General features: G+C 75.6%; 1 protein-coding gene and 1 pseudogene. Both read right to left on the bottom strand.

The window, feature by feature from the left end; translation table 11 throughout:
• Nucleotides 1–9,017 (bottom strand): annotated as a pseudogene (locus ACFYYT_RS34660) (type I polyketide synthase); the annotation flags it as partial.
• 120 nt (nucleotides 9,018–9,137) lie between these two features.
• Complete coding sequence (locus ACFYYT_RS34655; RefSeq protein ID WP_388610506.1) at nucleotides 9,138–24,002, bottom strand: type I polyketide synthase; 14,865 nt, start codon at nucleotides 24,000–24,002, stop codon at nucleotides 9,138–9,140.
• Nucleotides 24,003–24,037: the final 35 nt, after the last annotated feature.

Raw genomic sequence — 24,037 nt, 5'->3', positions numbered from 1 at the left:
ACCCCCAGAGCGATCAGCACATCCCGGAAGTTCACCCCCGCGGCACGCACCCCCACCCGCACCTCACCCACACCCAGCACCCGCAACGCCTCCGGAGAGGGGACGAGGGCGAGGTTCTCCAGGGTCCCGGCGCCGTCGACGTCGAGCGTCCAGGCGGCGGTGTCGGCGGGGGGTGCGAGCAGGTGGCCGGCGGCGCCGAGGCGCACCAGCCTCGGGGCGAGCAGGGCTCCGGAGCGCACCGCGATCTGCGGTTCGCCCGCGGCCAGCGCGGCGGTCACGGCGGGCACGACCGCCGGGAAGCCGTCCGTACCGTCCCTGCCGTCCGTACCCTCCAGGTCCACCAGGCCGAACCGGCCCGGGTTCTCGGACTGGGCGGTGCGCAGCAGACCCCAGACGGCGGCGGCCGGCAGGTCCCGTACGTCCTCTCCGGCCCGGGTCGCGACGGCGTTCCGGGTGAGCAGGACCAGCCGGGATTCCTCGCAGCGTGCGTCGGCGAGCCATTCCCGTACGAGCTCCAGTGCCTGCCGGGCCGTCGTGTGGACGGCCGGGGCGACGCCTTCGGTGCCGGGGCCGTCGACGGCGACGAACACGGTGGCGGGCAGTGCGGCCGGGGAGCCGGCGCGCAGCCGCGCGAGCAGCGCCTCCGGGCCGGCGTGCACGGTGGGCGCCGTCCCGGCGGTGGCCGCGAGGGCCTCGGCGGGGACGGGCAGCGGGGCCCATTCGAGCTGGTGCAGGGCCTCGTCCCCGGCGGCCGCCGGGCGCAGCCGGCCGATGTCGACCGGCCGCAGGACGAGGGAGTCGACGGCGGCGACGGGGCGGCCGGAGTCGTCGGCGAGCAGCAGGGAGACGGCGTCGGAGCCGTTGGCCTTCAGGACGACGCGCAGCGCGGTGGCGCCGGTGGCGTACAGGGAGGCGCCGGTCCACAGGAAGGGCAGCAGACCCTGCCCGGAGTCCTCGACGAGGCCGCCGAGTCCGACGGCGTGCAGTGCGGCATCGAGCAGTGCCGGGTGGAGGGCGAAGCGGCCGGCGTCGGCCGCCGCCTCCTCGGGCAGTGCCACCTCCGCGTAGACCGCGTCCGCGGAGCGCCAGGCGGCGCGCAGCCCGCGGAAGGCGGGTCCGTAGCCGAATCCGGCCTCCGTGAGCCGCTCGTACAGGCCGTCCACGGGCACCTCGACGGCGCCGGCCGGCGGCCAGGCCTCCAGGTCGAAGGCGGTGGCGGGCGCGAGGGCGGCCGGGGCCACCACGCCGGTCGCGTGCCGGGTCCACGGCTCCTCGAACGCGGAGGTGTCGGGGCGGGCGTACGCGGTGAGCGTGCGCCGGCCGCCGTCCTCCTCGGGGCCGAGGACGACCTGGAGGTGGACCGCGGTGCCCGGGGGCAGGGTGAGCGGGGTCTCCAGGGCCAGTTCCTCCAGGTGGCCGCAGCCGAGCTGGTCACCGGCCCGGACCGCGATCTCCACCCAGGCGGTGCCGGGGACGATCACGGTGCCGCCGACGGCGTGGTCGGCGAGCCAGGGGTGGGTGCGGGTGGAGAGGCGGCCGGTGAGCAGTGCGCCCTCGCCGTCGGCGAGCGCGACGGCGGCGCCGAGCAGCGGGTGCCCGGCGGGCGCGAGCCCGAGGCCCTTGGCGTCGCCGGTCCAGCGGCCGAGGTTCTTGGGCCAGTAGTGCTCGTGCTGGAAGGCGTACGTGGGCAGGTCCACGCGGCGCGCGCCGGCTCCGGTGCCGACTCCCGTGCCGGCGAAGTACGCCGGCCAGTCGACGTCGGCGCCGTGGACGTGGGCGGTGGCCAGTGCCCGCAGCAGCGTCTCGCGGGCGTCCCGGCCGGTGCGCTGGACGGGGACGAAGACGGCGTCGACGCACTCGGCGCCCATGGCCGCGAGCACGGCGTCGGGGCCGAGCTCGATGAACCGGGTGACGCCCTGGCGGTGCAGGGTGGTGACGCCGTCGGCGAAGCGCACGGCTTCGCGGACGTGCCGGACCCAGTACTCCGGCGAGCAGAGCTCCTGCGCGGAGGCCACTTCGCCCGTGAGGTTCGAGACCACGTCGGCGGTCGGCGCGGCGAACGCGACGGATCCGACGACGGCCCGGAACTCTTCGAGCATCGGCTCCATGAGCGGGGAGTGGAAGGCGTGGCTCACGGTCAGCCGCTTCGTCTTCACCCCGCGCTCGCGGAGCCCGCCCTCGATCTCGTCCACGGCGGGGGCCGCGCCCGAAACCACTACGGACGCGGGCCCGTTGACGGCGGCGACGCTGACGTCCCCGTACGGGGCGACCAGCTCGGCCACCTCCGTCTCGGCCGCCCGCACCGACAGCATCGCGCCGCCGTCGGGCAGTGCCTGCATCAGCCGGCCACGGGCGACGACCAGCCGCGCCGCGTCGGCGAGGGAGAACACCCCGGCCACATGCGCGGCAGCGATCTCACCGACCGAGTGCCCGAGCAGGTAGTCGGGCTTGACGCCCCAGCTCTCCACGAGCCGGTACAGCGCCACCTCCAGGGCGAACAGCGCGGGCTGAGTGAACTCCGTACGGTCCAGCTCCCCGGCATCCTCGGCGAACATCACCTCGCGCAGCGGGCGGTCCAGCTCCGGGTCCATGTGGGCGCACACCGCGTCGAGGGCACCGGCGAACACCGGGAAGGCCTCGTACAGGGCGCGGCCCATGCCGGCGCGCTGGCCGCCCTGGCCGGTGAAGAGGAACGCGGTGCGGCCCTCGTCGTCGGCGGTCGCGGTGATGACGTGCGGCAGTTCGCGGCCGTCGGCGAGCGCGGCCAGACCCTCGGCGAGCGCGGCCGGGTCCTCGGCGAGGACGACGGCGCGCTGGTCGAAGGCGGTACGGGTGGTGGCCAGTGCGTGCGCCAGGTCGGGGAGGCGGGGGCCGTCGGGCAGCTCGCGCAGGGCGGCGGCCTGGGCGCGCAGCGCCCGTTCGCCGCGGCCGGAGACCAGCACCGGCAGCGGGCCGCGGGCCGGCCCGTCCCCGTTGCCGTCCTCGTCCGGAGTGCCGGGCTCGATGGCGGACTCGGGGGCGGGCTCGGGGGCCAGTGCCTCCTCCACGATGACGTGGGCGTTGGTGCCGCTGACGCCGAAGGAGGAGACGGCGGCACGGCGCGGCCGGTCCTCGCGGGCGGGCCAGTGCCGTTCCTCGGTGAGCAGCCGGACCGCGCCGGCGGCCCAGTCGACGTGCGGGGTCGGTTCGTCGACGTGCAGGGTGCGGGGCATCAGCCCGTGGCGCATGGCCAGCACCGTCTTGATGATGCCGCCGACACCGGCGGCGGCCTGGGCGTGGCCGATGTTGGACTTGAGCGAGCCGAGCCACAGCGGGTCGTCGGCGGAACGTTCCTGCCCGTACGTGGCCAGCAGCGCCTGCGCCTCGATGGGGTCGCCGAGGGTGGTGCCGGTGCCGTGCGCCTCGACGAGGTCGACCTCGGCGGAGGTGAGGCCGGCGGCGGCGAGCGCCTGGCGGATGACGCGCTGCTGGGCCGGGCCGTTGGGGGCGGTGAGGCCGTTGCTGGCGCCGTCCTGGTTGATGGCGGAGCCGCGGACGACGGCGAGCACCTGGTGGCCGTTGCGCCGGGCGTCGGAGAGCCGTTCGACGAGGAGGACGCCGACGCCCTCGGCCCACCCGGTGCCGTCGGCGGCGCCCGCGAAGGACTTGCAGCGGCCGTCGACGGCGAGGCCGCGCTGGCGGGAGAAGTCGATGAAGGTGGACGGGGTGGCCATCACCATGGCGCCGCCGACGACGGCGAGGGAGCACTCGCCGCCGCGCAGCGCCTGCGCCGCGAGGTGCAGGGCGACGAGGGAGGAGGAGCAGGCGGTGTCGACGGTGATCGCCGGGCCCTCCAGGCCGAGCGCGTAGGAGACGCGGCCGGAGACGACGCTGGCCGCGTTGCCGGTGCCGAGGTAGCCCTCGGCGGCTTCCGGGGCCGCCATCAGCAGGGACGGGTAGTCCTGGCCGTTGGTGCCCGCGAAGACACCGGTGGCGGTGCCGCGCAGCGAGGCCGGGTCGATGCCGGCGCGCTCGACGGCCTCCCAGACGGTCTCCAGCAGCAGCCGCTGCTGCGGGTCCATGGCGAGGGCCTCGCGCGGGGAGATCCCGAAGAAGGCGGCGTCGAAGCGGCCCGCGCCGTCGAGGAAGCCGCCCTCCTTGGCGTAGGAGGTGCCGGGGTGGTCGGGGTCGGGGTGGTAGAGCCGCTCCAGGTCCCAGCCGCGGTCGGCGGGGAACCCGGCGACGGCGTCGGTGCCGGTGGCGACGAGCTCCCACAGCTGCTCGGGGCTGCTGACGCCGCCCGGGTAGCGGCAGCCCATGCCGACGATGGCGATCGGGTCGTCGTCGGCGGCGGTGGCCAGGCCGGCCGCGGCCACGACGTCCTCGCCCGTGCCGAAGAGCTCGCCGCGCAGGAAGTCGGCGAGGACGCGGGGGGTGGGGTAGTCGAAGACCATGGTGGTGGGCAGGCGCAGGCCGGTGGCGGCGCCGAGCCGGTTGCGCAGTTCGACGGCGGTCAGCGAGTCGAAGCCCAGTTCGCGGAAGGCCCGGCCGGCGGGCATGGCCTCGGCGGAGGCGTGGCCGAGGACTTCGGCGGCCTGGGTGCGGACCATCTCCAGCAGGACGCGGTCGCGTTCGCCCGCGGACAGGCCGGTGAGGCGGCTCTTGAGCAGGGCGGTGTGCTCGGCTCCGTCCGGGCCGGCGCTCTGTGCGGCGAGCGTCAGACGCACTTCGGCCAGGTCGCCGATGAAGGGGCGCGGGCGGGCGGAGGCGAAGGCGGGCACGAAGCGGTCCCAGTCCACGTCGGCGACGACGGAGAGCGTCTCGTCGTCGACGACGGCCCGCTCCAGCGCGGTGACGGCGTGCTCGGGGTCCATCGCGGGCAGGCCGCGGCGGCGCAGGTGCTCCCCGGCGTGGCCCTCGGCCATGCCGCCGCCGCCCCAGGCGCCCCAGGCCACGGAGGTGGCGGGCAGCCCGCGGTCGCGGCGGTGCCGGGCCAGGGCGTCGAGGTGGGCGTTGGCGGCGGCGTACGCGCCCTGGTCGCCGCTGCCCCAGATGCTGCCGATGGAGGAGTAGAGGACGAAGGCGTCCAGATCGTCGGGGCCGGCGAAGACGCTGTCGAGGTGGGTGGCGCCGAGCACCTTGGCGTGCAGGATCTCGGCGAGGTGGCGGGGCTCGGTGGCGGTGAGCGGGAAGAGCTGGCCGACGCCCGCGGTGTGGACGACGGAGCGCACCGGGGTGCCCCGGTCGGCGAGCGCGTCCACCAGGGCGCGCAGCGCGCCGAGGTCGGCGACGTCGCAGGCGGCGACGGTGACGGTGGCGCCGCGGGCCTCCAGGTCGGCGCGCAGGGCGCGGGCTTCGGGGGCGTCCGGGCCGCGCCGGCTGGTCAGGACGAGGTGTCCGGCTCCCCGGTCGGCGAGGCGGCGGGCGATACGGGCGCCGAGGGCGCCGGTGCCGCCGGTGATCAGGACGGTGCCGCGCGGGGTCCAGCCGTCGGTGTCGCCGGCGGTGGTGGTGCGGGGGCCGGTCGCGGGCCGTACGAGCCGGGGTACGTAGGTGCCCGCGGCGCGGACGGCCGCCTGGTCCTCGCCGTCGGCGGCGGCGAGGACGGCGCCCAGCCGGGCGCGGGCGCGCGGGTCGAGCGTGGCGGGCAGGTCGACGAGGCCGCCCCAGCGTTCGGGGTGTTCCAGTGCGGCGACCTTGCCCAGGCCCCAGACCTGGGCCTGTACGGGGCTGGTGAGGGTGTCGGAGCGGCCGGTGGCGACCGCGCCGCGGGTGGCGCACCACAGCGGTGCGGCCACGTCGGCGTCGCCGAGGGCCTGGACGAGGGCGAGGGTCGCCGCGAGGCCGGCGCGCACCACGCCGGCGCCCTCCGGCAGGAGGGATTCGTCCAGGGCGAGGAGCGACAGCACGCCGGTGACGTGCCGCCCGTCGGCGACCGCCGCGCTCACGGCGGCGGTGACGGCGGCGGTCAGGCCGGAGCGGCCGGTGGTGGCCGCGGGGACGTCGAGGCGGAGAACGGTGGCGCCGGATTCCTCCAGCGCGGTCACGGATCCGGTGACGGCCGGGTCGTCGGCGTGTCCGGTGGGGACGACGACCAGCCAGTCGCCGGCCGGTGCGGTGCCGCTCTGTTCGACGAGCGGCTTCCAGGCGACGGCGTAGCGCCAGGCGTCGACGACGGAGCGCTCGCGCTGCCGCTTGCGCCAGGAGGACAGCACCGGCAGTACCGCGTCGAGCAGCGGCAGCGCGGACTCCTCCGCGGCCACGGCCTGCGACAGCGCCTCCAGATCCTGTTCCTCGACGGCGGCCCAGAACTCGGCGTCGGCCGGGTCCGCGCCGTCGGTGGCGGCCGGGCCGGCGGTCGCGGCGGGGGCCTCGGGCCAGTAGCGCTGCTGCTGGAAGGCGTACGTGGGCAGTTCGGTGCGGCGGCCGCCGGTGGCGGCGAAGAAGGCCGGCCAGTCGACCGCGATGCCGTGGACGTGGGCGCGGCCGAGCGCGGCGACGGCCGCTTCGGCTTCGTCACGGTCCTTGCGCAGGACGGGCACGAACACGGCGTCCTCGGCGGTGTCGGCGGCCATGGCGGACAGCACGCCGTCCGGGCCGAGCTCGACGAAGCGGGTGACGCCCTGGCCGTGCAGGGTGGTGACGGCGTCGGCGAAGCGGACGGCCTCGCGCACGTGGCGGACCCAGTGGTCGGGTGAGCAGAGCTCTTCCGCGTCCGCGATCTCGCCGGTGAGGTCGCTGACGAGGGGGATGGTGGGCCGGGCGAATTCCACGGACGCCAGGGCGGCCCGGAAGTCGGCGAGCATCGGCTCCATGAGCGGGGAGTGGAAGGCGTGGCTGACGGTCAGCCGCCGGGTCTTGACCCCGCGCCCGGCCAGCACGTCCGCGATCTCGGAGACGGCCTCGGCCGCGCCCGAAACCACGACGGACGCAGGCCCGTTGACGGCCGCGATGCTGACGTCCTCGTACGCGGCGGCCAGTTCGGCGACGTCCGCCTCGGCGGCCCGTACGGAGAGCATGGCTCCGCCGGCCGGGAGCGCCTGCATCAGGCGGCCGCGGGCGACGACCAGCCGGGCCGCGTCGGCCAGGGAGAACACCCCGGCGACGTGCGCGGCGGCGATCTCACCGACGGAGTGCCCGAGCAGGTAGTCGGGCTTGACGCCCCAGCTCTCCACGAGCCGGAACAGCGCCACCTCCAGGGCGAACAGGGCGGGCTGGGTGAACTCCGTACGGTCCAGTTCCGTGGCGTCGTCGGCGAACATCACCTCCCGCAGCGAACGCCCCAGCAGCGGGTCCACGGCCGCGCACACCGCGTCGAGGGCCTCGGCGAACACCGGGAAGGCGGCGTACAGTCCCCGGCCCGCGCCGGCGCGCTGGGCGCCCTGGCCGGTGAAGAGGAACGCGGTGCGGCCAGCGACCGGCGCTCCGGGGGTGCCGCGGCCCTGCGCCAGCGCCTCGACGGCCTCCAGCAGAGCGGCCCGGTCGCGGCCGACGACCACCGCGCGGTGTTCGAAGGCGTGCCGGGTGGTGGCCAGGGAGACGCCGACGTCGGCGGGCTCCAGCCCGAGGTGGGCGCGCAGGAACCCGGCGAGGCGTTCGGCCTGGGCCCGTACGCCCGCCTCGGAGCGGCCGGAGAGCACCCAGGGCACCACGGCGCCGGGGGCGGCGGGACGGCGGTCCGGCTCGGCCTCCTCGCGGACCTCTTCGACGATGACGTGCGCGTTGGTGCCGCTGATGCCGAACGAGGAGACGCCGGCCCGGCGGGGCCGGTCCTCCCGCGCCGGCCAGGAACGCCGCTCGGTCAGCAGTTCCACCTTGCCGGCGGTCCAGTCGACGTGCGAGGACGGTTCGTCGACGTGCAGCGTCTTCGGCAGCACGCCCCGGCGCATCGCCTCGACCATCTTGATGACACCGGCGACACCGGCGGCGGCCTGCGTGTGGCCGATGTTGGACTTCACCGAGCCCAGCCACAGCGGATCGTCCTCGGCGCGGCCCTGCCCGTAGGTGGCGAGGAGGGCCTGCGCCTCGATCGGGTCGCCGAGCGCGGTACCGGTGCCGTGCGCCTCGACGGCGTCGATCTGGTCGCTGGAGAGGCGGGCGTCGGCCAGGGCCTGGCGGATGACGCGCTGCTGGGAGGGGCCGCTGGGGGCGGTCAGACCGTTGCTGGCGCCGTCCTGGTTGACGGCGGAACCGCGGATCACCGCGAGGACCGGGTGCCCGTTGCGGCGGGCGTCGGAAAGCTTCTCGACGACCAGCAGGCCGACGCCCTCGGCCATGCCCATGCCGTCGGCGGCCTCCGCGAACGCCTTGCAGCGGCCGTCGCGGGCCAGGGCCCGCTGCCGGCTGAACTCCAGGAAGCCGCCGGGGTTGGACATGACGGTGACGCCGCCGGCCAGCGCCAGCGAGCAGTCGTCGTTGCGCAGCGCCTGGCAGGCGGTGTGCAGGGCGACGAGGGAGGAGGAACAGGCCGTGTCGAGGGTGACGGCCGGACCCTCCAGGCCCAGGGTGTAGGAGAGGCGGCCGGAGAGGACCGAGGTGACGCTGCCGGTCAGGGCGTGGCCCTCGGAACCGTCGCCGGAGCGGCTCAGGCCGATGCCGTAGCCCTGCGCGGCCGCACCGACGAAGACGCCGGTGCGGCTGCCGCGCAGCGCGGCGGCACCGAGACCGGCCCGCTCGAAGGCCTCCCAGGAGGTCTCCAGCAGCAGCCGCTGCTGGGGGTCCATGGCGAGGGCCTCGCGCGGGGAGATCCCGAAGAACGCGGGGTCGAAGTGGGCGACGCCCTCCAGGAACCCGCCCTCGCGCGCGTACGTCGTGCCCGGGTGGTCCGGGTCCGGGTCGTAGAGCCGCTCCAGGTCCCAGCCCCGGTCGGCCGGGAACCCGGAGACGGCGTCGCCCTCGGCGGACAGGAGCTGCCAGAGGTCCTCCGGGGAGCTGACGCCCCCCGGGTAGCGGCAGCCCATCCCGATGATGGCGATGGGCTCCTGCTCTTCGGACTCCACCTCACGCAGCCGCTGACGCGTCTGGTGCAGCTCGGCCACCACCCTGGTGAGGTATTCCCGAAGCTTTTCCTCGTCCGCCATCGAAACGTCGCTCCCCTTGAGTTGGTCAGTAGGTCCAGGACTGGCGAGCTCAGGGGGTCACGTCGGGGGTGCGGAAGCTCAGAGAGCTCCCAGATCCCGGTCGATGAGGTCGAAGAGCTCATCGTTCGTCGCCGATCCGAGCTGTTCGACGACCGAGGAGGCGTTGCCTAGCGACTCCGTGCCCTTAGCCAGCTTCGCCAGCAGTGATTCGAGCCGCATGACGATCCGGACCCTGCCGATGTCATCGCTCTCCCTCAGCGCCAGCGCTGCTTCCAGCCGGTCGATCTCGTCGACGGACAGCAGGCCCGCGTCGGCGTCTGTGCCGACGAGTTCCCGGCGCAGGTATTCGGCCAGCCCGGCCGGGCTGGGGTGATCGAATACCAGCGTGGTCGGCAACCGCAGTCCGGTGGCCGCCGTCAGGCGGTTGCGCAGTTCCACGGCCGTCAACGAGTCGAAGCCGAAGTCCCGGAACGCCCGCGTGGGTTCCACGGCGTCGGCATTCGGATGTCCGAGTACCGCCGCCGCCTGTGTCCGTACGAGATCCAGGATGGCTGCCGGCCGTTCGTCCTCCGCTAGTGCCGCGATATGACGGCGGAAACCGGCCGCGGAATCGCCCTGCGCCTGGTCCGCCTCGGCCGCGGCGTCGGCCAGCACCCGCTGGACCTGCGGCAGATCGCCGATGAGGGGACGGTTGCGGGCCACGCAGAAGGCCGGGACGAAACGCTCCCAGTCCACGTCGGCGACGGCGACGAAGGTGTCGTCGAGGTCGAGGGCCCGCTGGAGCGCCACCATGGCGGGCTCCGGGGTGATCAGCGGCACGCCGCGCCGCCGCAGCTGCTCGTGCGCCTCCTCGCTGACCATGCCGCCGGCCGCCCAGGGCCCCCAGGCCACGGACAGGACGGGGACGCCCTGGGCCCGGCGCTGCTCGGCGAGCGCGTCGAGGTGGGCGTTGGCGGCGGCGTACGCGCCGTGGTCGCCGACGCCCCACACACCGGCGATGGAGGAGAAGTAGACGACCGCGTCGAGCGTCGCCGGGTCGAGGAGCTCGTCGAAGTGACGGGCCCCGGCGACCTTGCCGGAGGCGATCCGGGCGAACTCGGCGACGTCGGTGGCGACGAGCGGCAGCAGGTGTCCGACGCCCGCGGTGTGCAGCACGGCCCGGATCGGGTCGCCGGCCTCCGCGAGGGAACGGACCAGCCGGGCCACGGAGTCCCGGTCGGCGACGTCGCAGGCGGCGATCGTCACCCGGGCTCCGGCCGCGGTGAGCCGGGCGCGCAGCTCCTCGGCGCCGGGCGCCCGCTCGCCGCGCCGGCTGGTCAGCACGATGTGCTCGGCGCCGCGTTCGGCGAGCCAGTCGGCGACGTGCCCGCCCAGCGCTCCGGTACCGCCGGTGACCACGACCGTCCCGGTGGGCCGCCACTGGCGCACGGCGGCGTCGGACGCCGCCCCGGCCGGGGCGAGCCGGCGGCCGAAGACGCCCCCGGGGCGCACCGCGAGCTGGTCCTCGTCGTCCGGGCGGGCCAGTGCCTCGGCGAGCCGGGTCAGGGCGCGCGCGTCGACCTCCTCGGGCAGGTCGACGAGACCGCCCCAGAACGCCGAGTGCTCCAGGGAGGCGACCCGGGCCATGCCCCAGGTCTGGGCCTGGACGGGCCGCGTCGGCGGCTCGTCGGGGCGTACGGCGACCGCACCCCGGGTCACGGACCACAGCGGGACCCGGGCCCCGGCGTCCGCCATCGCCTGGACGAGCAGCAGTCCGGCGAAGACGCCGTCGTGCAGGGCCGGTTCGGCCGCGTGGACGGTCTCGTCGAAGGCCAGCAGCGACACCACGCCCCGTACGGGCCCGGGCGCGGCCAGCAGCTCCGCGAGCCGGGCGGCGAGCCCGGCGCGGGTGCCGTCGGCGACGGCGACGGGCACGACGACCGGGCGGGCGCCGCGCTCCTCCAGGGCCCGCAGGCACCCGGTGACGAGCTCGGCGGCGGCGTCGGCCGCGGGCACCGCCACGATCCACGTCCCGTCCAGGCGGGCGCCGGTGGCATCGGTGAGGGGCTTCCAGGTGACCCGGTAGCGCCAGCCGTCCACCGCCGACTGCTCGCGGCGCTCGCGCCGCCAGTGGGACAGGGCGGGCAGGACGGCCCCGAGCGAGGCGCCGTCCTCGACGGCGAGGGTCGCGGCCAGGGCGTCCAGGTCCTCGCGTTCGACGGCCTCCCAGAAGGCGGCGTCGACCGGATCGGCCTGGGCCGCGGCCGCTTCCCCGGCGGCCTGGGGCCGGGGCCAGAACCGCTGGTGCTGGAAGGCGTACGTCGGCAGGTCCACGCGCCGGGCGCCGGTCCCGGCGAAGACGGCCGTCCAGTCGACGTCGGCGCCGTTCACCCACGCCTCGGCGAGGGAGGTGAACACCCGGCGCAGACCGCCCTCGTCCCGGCGGAGCGAGCCGACCGCCAAGACGTCCATCTCGGCGAGGCCGACGGCGAGGACGGGGTGCGGGCTGGACTCGATGAACAGCCGGTGCCCATCGGCCACGGCGGCCTTCACCGCATCCTCGAACAGGACCGTATTGCGCAGGTTGCGGTACCAGTACCCGCCGTCCAGCCCGGTGGTGTCCAGCACCTCACCGGTCAGCGTCGAATACATGGGGATCTCGGAGGCTTGCGGGTTCAGTCCGGCGAGCAGCTCGGCCAGTTCGGCCTCCAGCTTCTCCACGTGCGCGCAGTGCGAGGCGTACTCCACCGCCACCCGACGCACCCGGACGCCCTCGGCCGACAGGACGGTGACCAGCTCCTCACAGGCGTCCGCGTCACCCGACACCACCGTCGAAACCGGGCCGTTGACCGCCGCCACCGCCAGCCGGCCCTCGAAGGACGCGGCGATCCGCTCGGCCGCATCGGCGGCGGACAGACCGACCGAGACCATGCCACCCAGACCCGCGATGGCGTCGATGGCCCGGCTCCGCAGGGCCACCACCTTCGCCGCGTCATCGAGGGATAGCGCCCCCGCAACGCACGCGGCGGCGATCTCACCCTGCGAATGACCGATGACGGCAGCGGGCCGGACCCCGTAGGAGGCCCACAGCTCCGCCAGCGCCACCATCACCGCGAACAGCACCGGCTGGACCACGTCGACCCCTTCGAGCGGGGCTTCCGAGCGCAGCACCTCCGTCAGCGACCAGTCCACGTACGGGGCCAGCGCCTTCTCGCACTCCGCGATCCGCGCCGCGAACACCGGCGAGGAGTCGAGGAGTTCGACGGCCATACCGACCCACTGCGAACCCTGCCCGGGGAAGACGAACACCGGGCCGGTGTCCGCCGCGGTGGCGGGCACGTGGCCGCGCACCGTGCCGGGCGCCTCGCGGCCCTCGGCCAGGGCGGTCAGGGAGTCCGTGAAGAGCGGGCCGAGGACGACGGCGCGGTGCTCCATCGCCGCGCGCGTGGTCGCCAGGGACAGGCCCACGTCGACCGGGGCGGATCCGCCGCCCGTCAGCAGGCCGGTCTCCGCGGCGAGCCGGGCGGCCTGGGCGCGCAGTGCGGCCCCGGTCTTCCCGGACAGCGGCCACGGTACGGCCGGCAGCACGGTGACGGGGGCTTCCGGCTCCCGCGCCGGGGCGGCCGGCTCGGGGGCCTGCTCCAGGATGACGTGCGCGTTGGTGCCGCTCACGCCGAAGGAGGAGACGCCCGCGCGGCGCGGCCGGTCGACCTCGGGCCAGGCCCGCGCGTCGGTCAGCAGCTCCACCGTGCCGGCCGACCAGTCCACGTGCGGGGTCGGCTCGTCCACGTGCAGGGTCCGCGGCAGCACGCCATGGTGCAGCGACATCACCATCTTGATGACTCCGGCCACGCCCGCGGCAGCCTGGGTGTGCCCCAGGTTGGACTTGACCGAACCGAGGTACAGCGGCCGGTCCGCCGGGCGGTCCCCGCCGTACGTGGCGATGAGCGCCTGCGCCTCGATCGGGTCGCCCAGCGTGGTGCCGGTGCCGTGGGCCTCCACGACGTCGACGTCGGCGGTGGTCAGCCCGGCCGCGGTGAGGGCCTGCCGGATGACGCGCTGCTGGGAAGGCCCGTTGGGGGCGGTCAGGCCGTTGCTCGCACCGTCCTGGTTGACGGCGGAGCCGCGGAGCACGGCGAGGACGGGATGGCCGTTGCGTTCGGCGTCGGAGAGGCGCTCGACGAGGAGCATGCCGACGCCCTCACCCCAGCCGGTGCCGTCCGCCGCGGCCGCGAAGGGCTTGCAGCGGCCGTTCGCGGCGAGACCGCCCTGCTTGGTGAACTCCACGAACGCGCCCGGAACGGACATCACGGTCACGCCGCCCGCGAGGGCCAGCGAGCACTCTCCGCTGCGCAGCGCCTGCGCCGCCAGGTGCAGGGCCACCAGCGACGAGGAGCAGCCCGTGTCGATGGTGACGGCGGGGCCTTCCAGGCCGAAGGTGTACGAGATGCGGCCGGACACCACGCTGGCCGCGTTGCTGGTCAGGGCGTAGCCGCCCGCGCTCTCCGGGTCGGCCATCAGCAGCGCGCCGTAGTCCTGGCCGTTGGTGCCGGTGAAGACGCCGGTGGCGGTGGAGCGCAGCGAGACCGGGTCGATGCCCGCCCGCTCGAAGACCTCCCAGGAGGTTTCCAGCAGCAGCCGCTGCTGCGGGTCCATGGCCAGGGCCTCGCGCGGCGAGATTCCGAACAGGCCGGGGTCGAAGGCGGGGGCGTCGTAGAGGAATCCGCCCTCGGCGGCGCCGGAGGAGCCGCCCCGGCCGGTGAGCCGCTCCAGGTCCCAGCCGCGGTCGGCGGGGAACGCCGAGACGGCGTCGATGCCGCCGTCGACGAGGTGCCACAGCTGTTCGGGCGAGCCGACCCCGCCCGGGAAGCGGCAGCTCATGCCGACGATGACGATCGGGTCGTCGTCGGGTGCGACGGTGGCCGCCAGCGGCCCGGCCGTACGGTCGCCGTCGCGGTCGCGGTCGGGGTCGCGCTCGGCCGCGCCGAACATCTCCTCGTGCAGCCGGCGGGCCAGCGCCGTCGGCGTCGGATGGTCGAAGCCGATGGTGGTGGGCAGCCGCAGATCGGTGGCGGCGCCGAGCCGGTTGCGCAGCTCGACCGCCGTCAGCGAGTCGAAGCCCAGCTCGCGGAAGGCGCGTCCGGGCGCGACCTCGTCCAGGGATTCGTGGCCGAGCACCTGCGCGGCCACGGTGCGGACGAGTTCCAGCAGGACCCGGTGGCGCTCGGCCCCGCCCTTGGGCTCCAGGCGGCGCCGCAGCTCGCCGGTGCCCTCCTCGGCCGCATCGCCCGAACCGGTGTCCGTGCCGTCCGCGAGCGCGCTCCGCGCTTCGGGCAGATCGGCGAGCAGGGCGCTCGGCCGGGACACGGTGAAGGTGGGCGCGAACCGCGCCCAGACCACGTCGGCGACGGTCAGGCAGGTGTCGTCGTGGTCGAGGGCCTGCTGGAGCGCGGCGAGCGCGCGCTCCGGCGGCATGGGCGGCAGCCCGAGCCGGGCCAGCTGCTCGCCGGTGGCGCCTTCCGACATGCCCGCACCGCCCCAGGTGGCCCACGCGACGGAGGTCGCGGGCAGGCCGCGGGCGCGGCGGCGCCGGGCGAGGGCGTCCAGGTGGGCGTTGGCGGCCGCGTAGGCGCCCTGCGTCGAGCCGCCCCACACCCCGGCGTTCGAGGAGAACAGCACGAAGGCGTCGAGGCCGTCGCCGAAGACCCGGTCCAGGTGGTCGGCGCCGGCGGCCTTGGCCGCCACGACGTCGGCGTACGTACGCACGTCGACGCCGTCCAGCGCGCCGCCGCCGCTCACGCCCGCGGCGTGCACCACGGTGCGGACGGTGTCGCCGCGCTCGGCGAGGCGTACGGCCAGGGCCGTCACGGCCGCACCGTCGGCGGCGTCACACGCCTCGACGCTCACGCGCGCCCCGAGGGCGGTGAGTTCGGCGGTCAGCTCTTCGGCGCCGGGCGCGTCGGGGCCGCGACGGCTGGTCAGCACGAGGTGCTCGGCACCGTTGGCGGCGAGCCAGCGGGCCACGTGACCACCGAGTGCCCCGGTACCGCCGGTGACCAGCGCGGTACCGCGCGGCGTCCACCGCTCCACGGTCCCGGCGCGCTCTCCCCGTACGGCGCGAACCAGGCGCCTGCCCAGCAGAGCGGTGCCGCGCACCGCCAGCTGGTCCTCGCCGTCCGTGCGGCCCAGGGCGGCGACCAGTCCGTCCCACGCCCGGTCGTCGGGTGCCGCGGGCAGGTCGACGAGACCGCCCCAGCGGTCGGGGTGCTCCAGCGCGGCCACCCGGCCGAGGCCCCAGACCTGCGCCTGGAACGGGTCGGGCTGCTCGCCGCTCGCGGCGCCGCCCTCCCCCTCCCCCGGATCGACGGCGCCCCGGGTGACGCACCACAGCGGCGCCCCGACGCCCGCGGTGCCGAGCGCCTGGAGCAGCACCAGGGTGGCGGCCGCCCCGGCGGCGGCGGAACCGCCGTCGACGGTGGCCGCGTCGCCCAGCGCCAGCAGGGACAGCACGCCACGGAATCCGGCGTCGCCGGTCGCGGCGGTCGCGGCGGTGATGCGGTCGGCGAGCGCCGACCGGCGGTCGTCGTGGTGCGGCCCGTCCGGCGCGGGCACCGGCACCGCGACGCGCACGAGGTCCGCGCCGCGCGCCGCGAGGGCGGCGAGGGCATCGCCGAGCGGACCCGTCTCCGTCGGCTCCGCCCCGTCGGCGCCCTCGGGCACGGCGACCAGCCAGGTGCCGGTGAGGTCCGTCGCGGTCGGGCCGGCGAGCGGCTTCCAGGTGACCCGGTAGCGCCAGCCGTCCACGACCGCCCGCTCGCGGCGCTCGCGCCGCCAGTGCGACAGGGCGGGCAGGACGTCGCTCCAGGGCTGTTCGCCGGAGACCGAGAGGGTCTCGGTCAGTGCGTCCAGGTCCTCGCGCTCGACGGCCTCCCAGAAGGCGGCGTCCACCGGATCGGCCTGGGCCCGGGCCGCCGCGTCGGCGGCCTTGGGCCGCGGCCAGAACCGCTGGTGCTGGAAGGCGTACGTCGGCAGCTCGACGCGCTGGGCGCCCGTACCGTCGAAGACCGTCGCCCAGTCGACGTCGGCGCCGCCCACCCACGCCTCGGCGAGGGAGGTGAACACCCGGCGCAGACCACCCTCGTCCCGGCGCAGCGAACCGAGCGCGACCGGATCGGAGCCGCCCTCGGACACCTCCAGCGCCTCGAACGTCTGCGACAGGCCGACGGCGAGGACGGGGTGCGGGCTGGTCTCGATGAACAGCCGGTGGCCGTCGGCGACGGCGGCGTTGACGGCGTCCTCGAAGAGGACGGTGTTGCGCAGATTGCGGTACCAGTAGCCGCCGTCGAGCCCGGTGGTGTCCAGCAGCTCCCCGGTGAGCGTCGAGTACATGGGGATAGCCGAGGCCCGCGGGTCCAGTCCGGCGAGGAGCTCCGCCAGTTCGGCTTCGAGCTTCTCGACGTGGACGCAGTGGGAGGCGTACTCCACGGCCACCCGGCGGGCCCGGATCCCGTCCGCTTCCAGGACGGTGACCAGCTCCGCGCAGGCATCCGCGTCACCCGACACGACCGTGGAGGCAGGCCCGTTGACGGCGGCGACCGCCAGCCGGCCCCCGTACGCGGCGATCCGCTCGGCCGCGTCGGCGGCGGACAGACCGACCGAGACCATGCCGCCCAGACCCGCGATGGCGTCGATGGCCCGGCTGCGCAGGGCCACCACCTTCGCCGCGTCATCGAGGGAGAGGGCCCCGGCCACACAGGCGGCGGCGATCTCACCCTGCGAGTGGCCGATGACGGCCGACGGACGGACCCCGTACGAGATCCACAGCTCCGCCAGCGCCACCATCACCGCGAACAGCACCGGCTGGACCACGTCCACCCGCTCCAGCGGGTCGTCCGAACGCAGCACCTCCGTCAGCGACCAGTCCACGTACGGTGCGAGGGCCTTCTCGCACTCCGCGATCCGTCGCGCGAACACCGGCGAGGCGCCGAGCAGTTCGACGGCCATGCCGACCCACTGCGAACCCTGCCCGGGGAACACGAACACCGGACCGGACCCACCGGCGCCCGCGAAGCCGCGGACCACGCCCGGCAGGTCGCGGCCCTCGGCGAATGCCGTTGCCGCCGCCACCGGGTCGGCGTCCAGGACCACCGCGCGGTGTTCCATCACCGCGCGGGTGGTCACCAGGGACAGGCCCACGTCGGCCGGGTCCAGCTCCGGGCGGGCCCCGAGCAGGGCCGCCAGGCGGGCGGCCTGCCCGCGCAGGGCGCGCTCGCTCTTCGCCGACACGGGCAGGGGGACGGGAGCCGTACCGGGCGAACCGCCCGAGCGCTCCGGCCGGGGGGCGGCCTGCGGGGCCTGCGGGGCCTGCGGGGCCTGCTCCAGGATGACGTGGGCGTTGGTGCCGCTGATGCCGAACGACGAGACGCCGGCCCGGCGCGGACGGCCCGTCTCCGGCCACTCCCGCTCCTCGGTCAGCAGCTCCACCGCGCCCGCCGACCAGTCCACGTGCGGCGAGGGCTCGCCGACGTGCAGGGTCTTGGGCAGCACTCCGTGGCGCATCGCCTCGACCATCTTGATCACACCGCCTACACCGGCCGCCGCCTGGGCGTGCCCGATGTTCGACTTCAGCGAACCCAGCCACAGCGGCTGGTCGCCGAAACGTTCCTGCCCGTACGTGGCCAGCAGCGCCTGCGCCTCGATCGGGTCGCCCAGCGTCGTACCGGTACCGTGCGCCTCCACCACGTCCACCTCGGCGGCCGACAGCCCGCCGTTGGCCAGGGCCTGGCGGATCACCCGCTGCTGGGACGGCCCGTTCGGGGCGGTCAGACCATTGCTCGCACCGTCCTGGTTGACCGCCGTACCCCGCACGACGGCCAGGATCTGGTGCCCGTTGCGTTCGGCGTCGGAGAGCCGCTCCACCAGGAGCATGCCGACGCCCTCGGACCAGCCCGTACCGTCCGCGTCGGCGGAGAACGCCTTGCAGCGGCCGTCCGGCGCCAGACCGCGCTGCTTGCTGAACTCCACGAACGTCGTCGGCGTGGCCATGACGGTCACACCGCCCGCGAGGGCCATCGAGCACTCGCCGCTGCGCAGCGCCTGGACCGCCCAGTGCAGGGCGACCAGCGAGGAGGAGCAGGCGGTGTCGACGGTGACGGCCGGGCCCTCGAAGCCGAAGGTGTAGGAGACGCGGCCGGAGGCGATGCTGCCCAGGTTGCCGGTGCCCGCGTGCCCGACGACCTCGGCGGAGGCGGTGTGCAGCCGGGTGACGTAGTCGTGGTACATCAGGCCGGTGAAGACGCCGGTGGCGCTGCCGCGCAGCACGGTCGGGTCGATGCCGGCGTGTTCGACGGCCTCCCAGGAGGCTTCGAGCAGCAGCCGCTGCTGCGGATCCATGGCGAGGGCCTCGCGCGGGGAGATCCCGAAGAAGCCCGGGTCGAAGGCGGCGGCCTCGTGGAGGAAGCCGCCCTCGCGGACGTACGAGGGCGCGGCGCCGCCGGTCTCTCCGCCGCCGGTCAGGGCGTCGAGGTCCCAGCCTCGGTCGGTGGGGAAGGCGGTGATGCCGTCGCCGCCCTGGGCGACGAGCCGCCACAGGTCTGCGGGGCCCGCCACGCCGCCGGGGTAGCGGCAGCTCATGCCGACGATCGCGATGGGTTCGTCGTCGGCGCGGCCGTGCGCGGTGGCGGTGCGCGGTGCGGTGGTGTCGGTGCCGAGGACGGTGGAGCGCACGAAGGCGGCCAGGGCGGAGAAGGTCGGGTAGTCGAAGACGAGGGTCGACGGCAGCCGGTGACCGGTGGCCTTGGTGAGCCGGTTGCGCAGTTCGACGGCGGTCAGCGAGTCGAAGCCGAGCTCGGTGAAGGCCCGGTCGGCCTGCACCGCGTCGGGCGAGGCGTGCCCGAGCACGGCGGCGACGTGGGTGCGGACCAGTTCCAGGACCTGCCGGTCCTGTTCCTCCGCCGGGACGGAGAGCAGCCGCTCGCGGAGCGCGGAGCCCGCGCCGGCGCCGCTGCCGGCGCTGCCGGCGGTGCGGCGCAGCGGTCCGCGGACCAGGCCGCGCAGGACGGCCGGCAGGTCGCCGCCCGCCGCCCAGGAGCGGAGCCCGTCGGGGACGACCCGCATGGCCACGGCCGCCGGGGCGCCGAGCGTCGGCGCGGCGTCGAAGAGGGCGAGGCCCTGGGCCACCGTCAGGGGCGGCAGCCCCGCGCGGGTCATGCGTGCGATGTCGGCGGTGCCGAGGGCGGCGCCCATGCCGGCCGTCTCCTCCCACAGGCCCCACGCGAGGGAGGTGGCGGGGAGGCCGAGACCGTGGCGGTGGGCGGCGAGGGCGTCGAGGAAGGAGTTGGCGGCGGCGTAGTTGCCCTGGCCCGCGCTGCCCAGGACACCGGCGGCGGACGAGAACAGCACGAAGGCGTCCAGGTCCTGGCCGGCGGTGAGCTCGTGCAGGTGCCAGGCCGCGTCGGCCTTGGCGCCCAGGACGGTGGCCAGGCGTTCGGGGGTCAGGGAGGAGATGACGCCGTCGTCCACGACACCGGCCGCGTGGACGATGCCCTTGACGGGGTGGGCGGCGAGCAGTGTGGCCAGGGCCTCCCGGTCGGCGACGTCGCAGGCGGCGATGGTCACCGAAGCGCCCAGCGCCTCCAGTTCGGTGCACAGGCCCGCGGCGCCGGGGGCGTCCGGGCCGCGCCGGCTCACCAGCACCAGGTCCCGTACCCCGTGCCCGGTCACCAGGTGCCGGGCCACGATCGCGCCCAGGCCGCCCGTGCCGCCGGTCACCAGGACCGGGCCGGTGCCGAAGCCGGCGGCCGCCGGCTCGGCGGGCGCGTTCTGCTGGATCCGGGTCAGCCGGGGCACGAGGACGCGTCCGGCGCGCAGGGCGCACTGGCCCTCGCCCGAGGCGACCAGCGAAGCGATCAGCTCCGGCGTCAGCACCGCCCGGTCGTCGACGTCCACCAGGACGAAGCGGCCCGCTCCTTCGGACTGGGCGGAGCGCACCAGGCCCCAGACCGCCGACGCGGCGATGTCGGTGACGTCGGCGCCATCGGTGACGTCCGGACCGTTTCCGGCGGCGACGGCACCGCGCGTGACCAGGACCAGCGTCCGGTCCTCGTCGCCCCAGCCCTGCACCAGCTCCAGGGCGCGCGAGGCCAGCGCGTACGCGGCCTGCGGCACGGTCTGGTCGTCGGAGGCGGTCAGGTCGACGACGACGGCATCGCCGTCGCCGTCGCCGCTCCCGGCGGCCGCCGGCGCGGCGGGAATCCATTCCACCCGGAAGAGGGAGTCACGGCCCGCACCACCGGAGGAGACCGGGGCCGGGGCCGAGGCGAGGTCGAGCGGGCGCAGCACCAGCGAGTCCACCGACAGCACGGCGGCACCGGTGGCGTCCGCGGCCTCCAGCGACACCGCGGCCGGGCCGGTACGGGTCAGGCGCACCCGCAGCCGCGCGGCGCCGGCGGCGTGCAGGGACACACCGGACCAGGCGAACGGCAGGTGGCCGCCCGATCCCTCCGGCAGCAGTCCGCTGACGCCCAGGGCGTGCAGGGCCGCGTCCAGCAGCGCCGGGTGCAGGCCGAAGCGGCCCGCCTCCTCCGCCGCGTCCTGTGGCAGGGCGATCTCGGCGTACACCTCGTCACCCGTACGCCATACCGCGTGCAGGCCCTGGAACAGCGGCCCGTACGCGAACCCGGCCTCGGCCAGCCCCTCGTACAGACCCTCGACGGGGACTTCGGCCGCACCGGCCGGCGGCCAGGCCGACAGGTCGACGGCCGGGCCCGGCCGCTCGGCGGCCACGGCGCCGGAGGCGTGCCACACCCACGGCTCGTCGAACTCGGTGCCTTCGGGGCGGGAGAAGAACTCCACCGACCGCACGCCCGCATCGTCCGCCGGGCCCACGACCAGCTGCACCTGGATGCCGCCGGTCTCCGGCAGCACCAGCGGCGCCTCGATCGTCAGCTCCACCAGCCGGCCGCAGCCGACCTGGTCACCGGCCCGGACGGCCAGCTCCACGAACGCCGTACCCGGCAGGATCACCGTCCCGCCCACCGCGTGCTCCGCCAGCCACGGGTGCGACTGCACCGACAGCCGGCCCGTCAGCAGCACCTCGTCGCCACCGGCCAGCGATACGCATGCGCCGAGCAGCGGGTGTTCCGCCGTGCCGAGCCCGAGCCCGGCCGGGTCGCCGCTGCCCTTGGGCGCGGACTGCGGCCAGAAGCGCTGGTGCTGGAAGGCGTACGTCGGCAGGTCCACGCGCCGCGCACCGGTCCCGGCGAAGTACGCCGCCCAGTCCACCGGCACGCCGTGCGCGTGGGCCCGTCCCAGGGCGGCGACGACGGCCTCCGCCTCGGGCCGGTCCTTGCGCAGCAGCGGCGCGAACACACCGTCCCCGACGCAGTCGGCGCCCATCGCGGACAGCGCCCCGTCCGGCCCGAGCTCGATGAACCGGGTCACGCCCTGGTCCTCCAGGGTGGCCATGCCGTCGGCGAAGCGCACGGCTTCGCGGACGTGGCGCACCCAGTACTCCGGCGAGCGGAGCTCGTCCGCGGCGGCGGGCGCACCGGTGAGGTTCGAGACGAGGGGGATGCCCGGCGCGGCGAAGGTCACGGACTCCAGGACGGTACGGAACTCCTCCAGCATGGGGTCCATGAGCGGGGAGTGGAAGGCGTGGCTGACGGTGAGCCGCTTGGTCTTCACCCCACGCCCGGCCAGCACCTCCGCGATCTCACCCACGGCAGCGGCCGCACCCGAAACGACCACGGACTGCGGCCCGTTGACGGCCGCGATGCTCACGTCCTCGTACGAGGCGACCAGCTCGGCCACCTCCGCCTCAGCCGCCCGCACCGACACCATGGCCCCGCCCTCGGGCAGCGCCTGCATCAGCCGGCCACGGGCCACCACCAGCCGGGCCGCGTCCTCCAGCGAGAACACCCCGGCCACATGCGCCGCAGCGACCTCACCGATGGAATGACCCAGCAGGTAGTCGGGCTTCACACCCCAGCCCTCGACCAGCCGGTACAGGGCCACCTCCAGCGCGAACAGCGCCGGCTGGGTGAACTCCGTACGGTCCAGCTCGGCGGAGTCCTCCGCGAACATCACCGCGCGCAGCGAACGCCCCAGCAGCGGGTCCACGACCGCGCACACCGCGTCCAGGGCCCCGGCGAACCCGGGGAACGCCTCGTACAGCTCCCGGCCCATGCCGGCCCGCTGCGCGCCCTGGCCGGTGAAGAGGAAGCCCGTCTTGCCGGGCGTCGGGACGCCCTGGACCAGGCCCTCGGCCGCCTCACCCCGCGCGAGCGCCTCCAGGGCGCCGCGGTGGTCGGGGCCGAGGACGACGGCCCGGTGTTCGAAGGCCGTGCGCGTGGCGCCCAGTGCGTGGGCGACGTCGAGCGCGGCCAGACCGGCGCCGGAGCCGGCCGTGAGCGCGGCCAGCCGGCCCGCCTGGGCGGCCAGGGCCTGCGGAGTGCGGCCGGACACGACCCACGGCAGCACCGGCGGCTCCGGCCGCACCGGCTGCTCGGCGGCAGCCGGAGCGGCCCCGGACTCCGCCCCGGACTCCGCGCCGGTGGCGTCCTGTTGCGGCTCGGGGGCCTGCTCCAGGATGACGTGCGCGTTGGTACCGCTGATGCCGAAGGACGAGACGCCGGCCCGGCGCGGGTGCCCGGTCTCGGGCCAGTCGCGGTCCTCCGTCAGCAGCTCCACGCCCCCGGCCGACCAGTCCACCTGGGGGGTCGGCTCGTCCACGTGCAGGGTCCTGGGAAGGATGCCGTGGTGCATCGCCTGGACCATCTTGATGACGCCGCCGACACCGGCGGCGGCCTGGGTGTGGCCGATGTTGGACTTCAGCGAACCGAGCCACAGCGGCTGGTCGCCGGAACGTTCCTGCCCGTACGTGGCCAGCAGCGCCTGCGCCTCGATCGGGTCGCCCAGCGTCGTACCGGTGCCGTGCGCCTCGACCGCGTCGATCTCGTCGCCGGAGAGGCGGGCGTCGGCCAGGGCCTGGCGGATGACGTGCTGCTGCGAGGGGCCGCTGGGCGCGGTCAGGCCGCTGCTGGCACCGTCCTGGTTGACGGCGGAGCCGCGGACGACGGCGAGGACGCGGTGGCCGTTGCGTTCGGCGTCGGAGAGCCGTTCGACGAGGAGCATGCCGACGCCCTCGGACCAGCCCGTACCGTCGGCGGCGCCCGCGAAGGACTTGCAGCGGCCGTCGAAGGCGAGGCCGCGCTGGCGGCCCATGTCGACGAAGGTGCCGGGGGTGGCCATGACGGTGACGCCGCCGACCAGTGCCATCGAGCACTCGCCCTTGCGCAGCGCCTGCACGGCGAGGTGCAGGGCGACGAGCGAGGAGGAGCACGCGGTGTCGACGGTGACCGCCGGGCCCTCCAGGCCGAGGGTGTAGGCGACGCGGCCGGAGACGACACTGCCGGAGTTGCCGGTGCCGAGGTAGCCCTCGACGTCCTGCGGGGAGGCGTGCAGCAGCATCAGGTAGTCGTGGTACATCAGGCCGGCGAAGACGCCGGTGCGGCTGCCGCGCAGCGAGGCGGGGGTGATGCCGGCGTGTTCGACGGCCTCCCAGGAGGCTTCGAGCAGGAGCCGCTGCTGGGGGTCCATGGCGAGGGCCTCGCGCGGCGAGATCCCGAAGAAGCCGGGGTCGAAGTCGGCGGCGCCGTCGAGGAACCCGCCCTCGCGGACGTAGGTGGAGCCGGGGCGCTGGGGGTCCTCCGCGTGCAGGACGTCGGCGTTCCAGCCCCGGTCCGTCGGGAAGGGGGAGATCCCGTCGCCGCCTTCGGCGACCAGCTTCCACAGTCCCTCGGGGTCGGTGACCCCGCCCGGGTAGCGGCAGCTCATGCCGACGATGGCGATGGGCTCCCGTTCCTTGTCCTGTACCTCGCGCAGAGTCCGTCGGACATCGCGCAGGTTGGTGGTCGCCCGCTTGAGGTATTCGAGGAGCTTTGCCTCGTCCGCGTCCGCCATCACGTCACTCCTGTTCACGCCGGCCGGAGCCGGTCCAA

The sequence above is a fragment of the Streptomyces sp. NPDC002032 genome (assembly GCF_042890765.1).
In the GTDB taxonomy this organism is placed as follows: domain Bacteria; phylum Actinomycetota; class Actinomycetes; order Streptomycetales; family Streptomycetaceae; genus Streptomyces.
This window is presented reverse-complemented; position numbering and strand designations above follow the sequence as displayed.